The following is a 7,958-nucleotide window of genomic DNA, read 5'->3' as shown; positions in this document are numbered from 1 at the left end:
TTTACCCATAACCAATTTCCTTCAATATCCATTTTTGCTACAAAAACGTCTGCACCTCCGCTACTGGTTACAGAATGGGAACCAAAGGTTGCGGTATTACCAAAATGACCAGTTATATAACAATTACTTAAATCATCAATTGTGATGGATCTTCCCCAATCTTGGGCACTTCCTCCACCTACAGTAACCCATTGCCAAATCCCGTTTGGATTTAATTTCGCAATAAAAATATCATCGTAACCACTACTACTAATAGAATATGAACCAAAAGTTGCAGTATCATTAAAAATTCCTGTAACATAACAATTTCCTGAATTATCATTTGTTATTCCATAACCTCGATCATCAGAAGAACCACCAGCAAATGTTGTCCATTGAGGATTGCCATTTGTATCAAATTTAGCGACAATAATATCATCTATTCCTCTAATTATTTGAGAACCAAACCGTGATGTTGCATTATACTTTATTCCGGTTATATAACTGTTTCCGGTTGCATCTACCGAAATTCCATATCCATAATTGTAACCAATTCCGTCAATATCAGTAGCCCAAAGCCAATTACCCGATGAATCAATTTTGGCTACAAAAATATTACGACTTCCATTACTGTGTATTGTAAATGATCCAAAAGTTGCATTACATTCAAAATATCCAGTTATATAGCAATTTCTTTCTTCATCTATAGTTATTCCATATGCACAATCATCACAATCATCACCAGCTTTTGCAGCCCATAACCAATTACCGTCCGTATCTAATTTTGCTACAAAAATATCAATATCATCACTGCTCACAAGAGAATGAGAACCAAAGGTTGCGGTTCCTTGAAAAAGCCCTGATATATAAATATTCCCTGATTCATCATTTACAATACCCCTTCCTGCATCATACTGAGTTCCACCGGCTTTAGCAGCCCATTGCCAAATTCCATTTTCATTTATTTTTGCTACAAAAATATCATAGCTATAAGCATAACTTGTAAGGGAATAGGATCCAAATGTAGCATCGCCATCAAACTCACCGGTCAAATAAGAATTTCTCATATTATCTGTTGTTATTCCGCTTACGTAATCAGAATCATAGCCACCTGCTCCGGTTGCCCATTCCCAATCAGGTGCTTGAGTGAAAGCACCAACTGTAATAAGCAATAACGATAAAATAATGATTATTTCTTTCATTTTTCCCTCCAGTTTTATTTTAATTCTGATAATTTATTAAGCTCTTTTTAATAATATCAAAAATGTCGTTTTTTACTTTTTACGTACTTCAGTTTTTACTTTATCCCATTCTCTCTTAAGTAATTCTTGTACTTTATCAATAATACTTTTTAAATCAATATCAAATTTATTTATTTCTTTTGAGTAATCTGAAAAGTAATTAACGATCTTATCCAAATAATCTATTATTTCAATATCATCTTTGGGGTTCATCTTCATCTTCAACTTCATTAATAAAGCTTTATTCACAATTTCACTCCGAGTCATTACCTTATTAAACGCACTTTCAACGTCCTCAATATCACTTTTCAGCTCTGAATATTCTTGTATATCTTCATCTGTTCGATCCCTATAAACTCCAACTAGTTGTTCTGTATGGTCTTTTCTAATCATTTCATTTATTAACTCTTTTAAATAATCAGTATTATTGATATGAATTAATAAAGATGAAATTAATATGTTGAAATCATTTCTAACAATTTGAATCCATTTAATTCGTTCAACAGTTATTGTATCAATATATTTGGTAGTTTTCAAATTTTTTCGAGTAAACCACACCGTCACGAATGAAGCTAATAATCCAGTAAGAAATGATGTTGATAGTATCGTTACTATGGTATCCATAATTTTACTAATATGCTTAAATCATTTTCTTGCATTTCTAATTCTTTCTTACAATAAATTTCTAAATTTTTCATTCTTCCTTCTAATTTTTTTATGCATAATTTCATCTAAATAACTTTCAAAACCTATTCTATTTTGCTCTTTCTTCTATTCTTTTATTATAATCATACTTAATAATTAATTGTAATATTCAGATTATATGATTTTTTGGATTTACCACTTCGTATATTGTATTTTATCCATTTTCCGCTTTTTAGTTCTCTGTTTAGATTGCCTGAAATATATAGGACTTTTTCAGAATCCATACCAATAAAGAACATCTTAATTTCTCTTTGTTGTAACTTAATTATTTCATTATGAAAATCTTTATTACAATCATTATCGATCAGATTAATTCGTATATTTTCAATTTTGTTTTCTGAATTAATAGCTTCTTCAAAGCTATAATTTCCCGTGATTCCAATTTCTATTCCAAATCTTTCGTCTACTTCTTTTATCATAAAGTATTCAGATTTGATATATACTTTCCATTTTTCATAACCATCTATTCTATAAGTCATTATTAAACTCCTGATATTTTTATTATTTTCAATACACTGTGATTTCTGCTAACATATGTATGCCACGAACTCACAAATAGTTCGCATAATAAATTATAGATAATGAAAAAGTTCGTAATAACTCCAAATTATCAGTTCGTAATAACTCCAATCCAACTTTTTCATCCTATTTTTCATCTTCGATATTACAACCACCCTGCTCCTTCACAGAGCAGGGTAATTCTTTCATTCTTTCATTCTTTCATTATCACAAAGCAGAGCTTTGTGTTACACTTTCGGAGGTTCAAACTCCACAATTTCGCTGAATTCGGAAAAGCCGTTGGCATTGCGTGCCCGAATTCTATAATATCTTTTATTTGCCGGCGGCTCATAAGTATAGGAGTATTCTTCTCCTGCATATAATTCCATAAATTCCTCTCCGTCATCCGAATATTCGAACTGGTAGCTGGTTGCACCTTCACAGGGATCGCAGGCAATTTTAACATTGGGATCTTCCCAGGTGGCAGTAACATTGGTCGGTATATCCGGTTGTCCGTGTCCGGGTGGAGGAGTAAGCGGTTCGAATCCCAGCAGGAGCAGTTTGGGAGAATATTTTCCCCAGGCAAGAGTAGCATAACGATAGATATGACGCAGCTTTTCCGAACCTTCATCATAACACTCCTGCAGGATATCATAAGCTTCCATGGAATCTTCTTTTTCAGTTCTGTAATCCAGCCAGAGCGATTCCATTTCATCTTTCAAGGTCACCAGCTTATTGACAATAGCTTCAGCCAGAACTCTTGGATCTCCCTCTAAACGCAAACGATCGGCTGTTTCTTTGTATTGGGTAATGACTTTTTTCAGACCTGCTCTGTCCAGGGGTGTTGGACCTATCAAACCGTACATGTCCAGTAATTCATCCTTTTCTCCTGCATCGTAAACCATTGCTTCGGTCAGCTCACGAATTCCAACCAGGTTTTCATAAGTCTCTGCTTTTTTGTACTGGAATTCCTCGGACTTAACATCCCGTTCACCTTTCTCTATTCCGGCAGCAGTCAATTTCGCCATATAATCCGTATTAGATGTGGAAGCCCAGGTGGTTAGCTCCAAGGGTAAGTTGATGAGTGGTCCCTGTACAGCAATATTGTGTTCCAGTTGAGCAGTTGTTGCATCTCTTTGTGCTTGTGTCTGCTGTGAGATGTTGTTATTATAACCCATAAAATACCTCCTTTAAATTTATTTCGTCTGAACATTTGAAAGACAGTTATCTTTTCTGATTCGTTAGTTTTTATGTCAAGTAAAAAGAAATTACTCCAGGCATACCCCCAAAATTTTCTAAAAAATGGTAATCATCAATAAAGATTTATAATTTGATTAGAAGCCCACAAATTTATTTGTGGGAAAAATTAAACAAATCCTTTTAAATGAACCATTTTAATGGTTTTTACTTTATTTGAAAACGGTTGAAACCGTTAGTTTTTTTCCCGAATCATATTCCCACAAATAAATTTGTGGTTTTCTTTGAACAGTAATTTTCAAGGCAATTAATCTTCTTATATTCTTTCGATTCATAAAGTTAGAATTCTTATTTCTACAAATTTTGGGGGTATGCTTGAAAAGAAATTACTCGTTCCCGCACCCCTGCGTGGGAATGTTTGTTCTGACGCTCTGCATTAAATAAGCAGTTATTTTTAACGCTGGAGCGTCTGTCATATCATTACAACTCAGGAGCATTGGAACGAGGATTTCACCTTCTCTTTTTTAAGAGAAGGGATTAGGGGATGAGTTAAAAAAAAAGGCTTTCCGAATCATCTCCGGAAAGCCTTTGTGTGAATTTAGATTATTGAAAGTTTACATCATAAAGGGAACGGTTTTATACGAAACCGTTCCCGAACTTATAATAACCGCTATCTTTCAGCAGTTACCCGATAGAATTTCATTGAGCCGAGAGCTTCGCTCCAGGAAGTTCCCGGGATTTGAGTTCCGGTCGGTTCGAGTGTCCAACCTGACGGGAAAGCTGCATAAGGATCGGTCGAGCTGTAAACATTATAATAGTCGGCACACCAGGACGGATCCCATTGCAGGTAAACATTTACACCATCTTCCGTGATGGTTATATTCTGCGGAGTCTGCGGTTCACAATCGATATAGAAAGCCATATCCATGGAAATATGTTCTTCTCCGAACGGATTGAACGGATGTCCCATAGGATAGATCATTTCAGTCCACATACCTCCGGGTGGGAAACATTGATAAACTGCATCGTCATTCCAGTGATTCGGGGAAGTTTTCCATCCAAAGAAGGCTGAACCCGGTGTTCCAAATTGTCTAACGCTTAACCAGTAGATCGTTCCTTCTTCCTGCATGAAAGCATCAACATCAGGAATGGTGAAATCATATTCAAAGACAGTCCAGTCTCCCGGGAAGATCAGATTACCGGTGCAGGGATCATACCAATGTTCACCATCAGGAACTTGAGCATACATATCGTAATTGTATTCTCCCGGCATAAAATCTCGCATCCACAACATTTGATCCGGTTCGCTCCAGCCTTGTCCTCCCATCGGATTATCAGACCAGATGGCAAGTTCAAAGAACGGATCCGGGAACCATTCATCATACCACCATGAACCCCAGATATGAATGCTGTTGATCGGACCGGTTTCCAGGCACAGGAAATCATCTGCTATAAGACGAGTTGTTTGTTCATCTTGAGATGCCGAAACATCGATACCGAACATGGTTGTATCTGGCCACTGGTGATAATGCATTTTCGAGCCGTCATCCGGAGCTTCCTCGATGATTATCAGGTAATCCTCCACTTCTCCATCTGCTGCTAAACCTGTTGCGGCTAATCCTCCTGCACTATCGAATCTGAAACGAGCGGTTGTCTGACCGAAGGATGCAGAACTCGGAATCATAAAAGTATGTGGTGTCCAGACATTGTTGATCACGACATCTGTGAAAATCTGTTCTGTTGCATCCCAACTACCGTTTTGATCATAATCTATCCAGGCATTTAAATAACCTGTAGTGTTTGCCTGGACATAAACTGCTCCCTGTTCTCCAGGAATGAGCGGAGTTATAAATAAAACTCCATCCTCATCATCATTGCCGTCATTATCATCTCCGGTAGCGAGTCCATCGGGTTGTCCGTCAGCATCGGAATCAACACTTGTCCCGAGATAATGCAAACCATCGATCACATGCCTTGCTCCATTATTGACATAATATGTTGGATAAAGCGGATCATCTGCATCTCCAAAATCGAGTTCTTCTATTTTGATCTTATAATCTTCAACTTCACCATCATTAGCAAGACCAATATAAGAAAGACCTCCGACAGTATCAAATCTGAATCTGGTAAAGGTTATTCCTGGTGTGGCTGTGATCGGAACACTGATGTTGAAAGTATTATTTCCAGCAGTAACAGGTTGATTGTTTAAGATCAGATCATTTGCTTCCGCCCAACCTCCATCGATATTATAATCGAGCCAGGCATTGATAAATCCATTAGTTGAAACATTTATCAGAACTTGAACATTTTCACCAGGAATAATTTGTCCCAGGAAATTGATTCCATCCTCATCTGCAAGATTGTTATTATCATCACCCATTGCATTCGGATCCTGCAGACCGTTAGGTTCAGCATCGATCAAAGCTCCCATATAAACTCCGGCAACTACTGTATGTCGAGCACCATCATTTGCCAGGAGAGTTGGATAAGTCGGATCAGGTGCATCTCCGAAATCGAGTTCTTCTTGTGGTTCTTCTTCAACAAATAGCAGGTAATCTTCGGTTTCTCCATCACCGAATTCTCCGGAACCATCCCATTCACCAGCTGTAACAGGTATATCGGAAATTGTAAATCTCGACCAGAAGTATCCTGAATTTGGTCCAATTATGAAATCAGGTGGATTTAAACCTGATAAAGGTCCGGTATATCCGGCAGGAATCCCGAAGTTGATCAAAACATGTTCGGGAGTCATCGCTCCAAAACATGTGGTTCCAGGATCATCTTGCCAGTAACCATTTTGATTCCAGTCAAACAAAACATTCACGAAACGATCAGCAGTTGATAAATTCTGGACATCGATATCAATATCTGTTCCCCAAACTGCAGTAGCACACGGAAATCCTAAACTTGTTCCGATAGATGACGGACAAGGTACAACATTAACAGCTGCATCGATAGTATAAGAATCCGGTATTATCAAACCGGCATCTCCATCTCCGTAACATTCATCATCATCATAGATTGGGAAACAAGTAGGACAGCCATCAGCATTTCCGTCTGATTCCAGATCAACCGATGGACCGAAATACGACGAGAGCGGAGCCGGACCATGGATAACATAACCGCTTGGAAGAACAGTTATACAAGTTGGAAAATAGCCGGTAACACCAGTCGATGGATAAGCGATTTTCATTTCACCTTCCGGTGCATCACCAAGATCATATTCGTCAGTAGGTTCATCCTCTCCTGTAATTACAAAAGCAAGATCGATCGAAAGCATTTCATAAGGATGCCCCAGAGGATACCGCATTTCTTCCCAATGATTATTAATTGGATCAACCAGATAGACGGCATCATCCATAAAGTGCCCATCTTCGATATCACGAGTTTTCCAGCCGAATGATTCTCCTTCCCAAGCCTGAATATCAGTTTCTACAACTAACCAGTAAATAACAGGTTGTTCTGTAGTACCTTCTTGCATAAAAGCTTCAGCCTGATCAATAAAAAAGTTGTATTGCCAGATAATCTGATCACCCATTTGATCTAATTCACCTGAATAAGGATCCCACCACCATTCATAACCTTCCTGTAATTGATAATAAACTCTTTCAATCCAATCTCCAGGTTGGAATATCCTTTCCCATAATAAAGTCTCAGGATGACTCCATGGAAATTCGTTATTAGGATGTCCGGCAGGCATATCACTCCAGATGCTGATCTTGAACCCATTAATATCAGCGAGATAATCCCAACGCCAGGAACACCATAAATGAATATCAGTGATCAGTTCTGTAGTTGTACACAAGAAGTCATCTCCTAAAGTACGGTTAATACCATCACCTTGATCAAAACGAATATCAATCCCGGTATTCGTCTGGTCAGGCATTTGCACCCATTTTGCCGGATCTTCAGGATCCCAATCTCCAATCAGGACTTGAGTCAGCAAAAATAACATTACCAAAAATAGTAATTTTTTCATAATAATACCTCCATTAGATAAATTACTAAAAAACAAAAAATCTAAATTTCTAAAAAAAAATAAAAATTGCACAATAGCTAAAAAACCAAAATTATGATATTAACGATCAGAAACATAACTGCGATATTAACCTTAAAAACTCCTTAATTAAAGATATTTACATCACACTAATTTCCTTCGCAAAAACCAATTAGAAAAAAAAATAGATTCAATTTCCTGTCAACTAAAAATAATATTTATTGAGTCCACTCTAAAAAGGTCAAATTCAATAAAATTAGAAACCGTTAAAACGGTTAATACTTTTTCCTGTTTCATTAACCACCAACTTAAGTTGGTGGTTAATAAGAAGATAGAGGTCA

At 37.1% G+C, this 7,958-nt stretch carries 5 protein-coding genes; all 5 read right to left on the bottom strand.

The genetic code is table 11. The features are described from left to right. A partial coding sequence (locus ENL20_11810; GenBank protein ID HHE39240.1) for a hypothetical protein occupies window positions 1-1,181 on the bottom strand: 1,181 nt, incomplete at its 3' end. A gap of 72 nt (window positions 1,182-1,253) precedes the next feature. Continuing rightward, window positions 1,254-1,757 carry a hypothetical protein gene (locus tag ENL20_11805; protein ID HHE39239.1) on the bottom strand — a complete coding sequence of 168 codons (504 nt, stop codon included), beginning with the start codon at window positions 1,755-1,757 and terminating at the stop codon, window positions 1,254-1,256. Between the two features lie 257 nt (window positions 1,758-2,014). After that, window positions 2,015-2,404, bottom strand: a complete 390-nt coding sequence (locus tag ENL20_11800; protein HHE39238.1) for a hypothetical protein — start codon at window positions 2,402-2,404, stop codon at window positions 2,015-2,017. Window positions 2,405-2,671: 267 nt separating this feature from the next. After that, on the bottom strand, window positions 2,672-3,601 hold the full coding sequence (locus ENL20_11795) for a discoidin domain-containing protein (GenBank protein HHE39237.1): 930 nt from the start codon (window positions 3,599-3,601) through the stop codon (window positions 2,672-2,674). A 689-nt stretch (window positions 3,602-4,290) separates the two neighbouring features. Continuing rightward, complete coding sequence (locus ENL20_11790; GenBank protein ID HHE39236.1) at window positions 4,291-7,599, bottom strand: hypothetical protein; 3,309 nt, start codon at window positions 7,597-7,599, stop codon at window positions 4,291-4,293. Between the last annotated feature and the right edge of the window lie 359 nt (window positions 7,600-7,958).

The sequence above is a fragment of the Candidatus Cloacimonadota bacterium genome (genome assembly GCA_011372345.1).
In the GTDB taxonomy this organism is placed as follows: Bacteria; Cloacimonadota; Cloacimonadia; order Cloacimonadales; family TCS61; genus DRTC01.
Note: the sequence above shows the minus strand (reverse complement) of the source record. Positions and strands in the feature narration are given on the sequence as shown.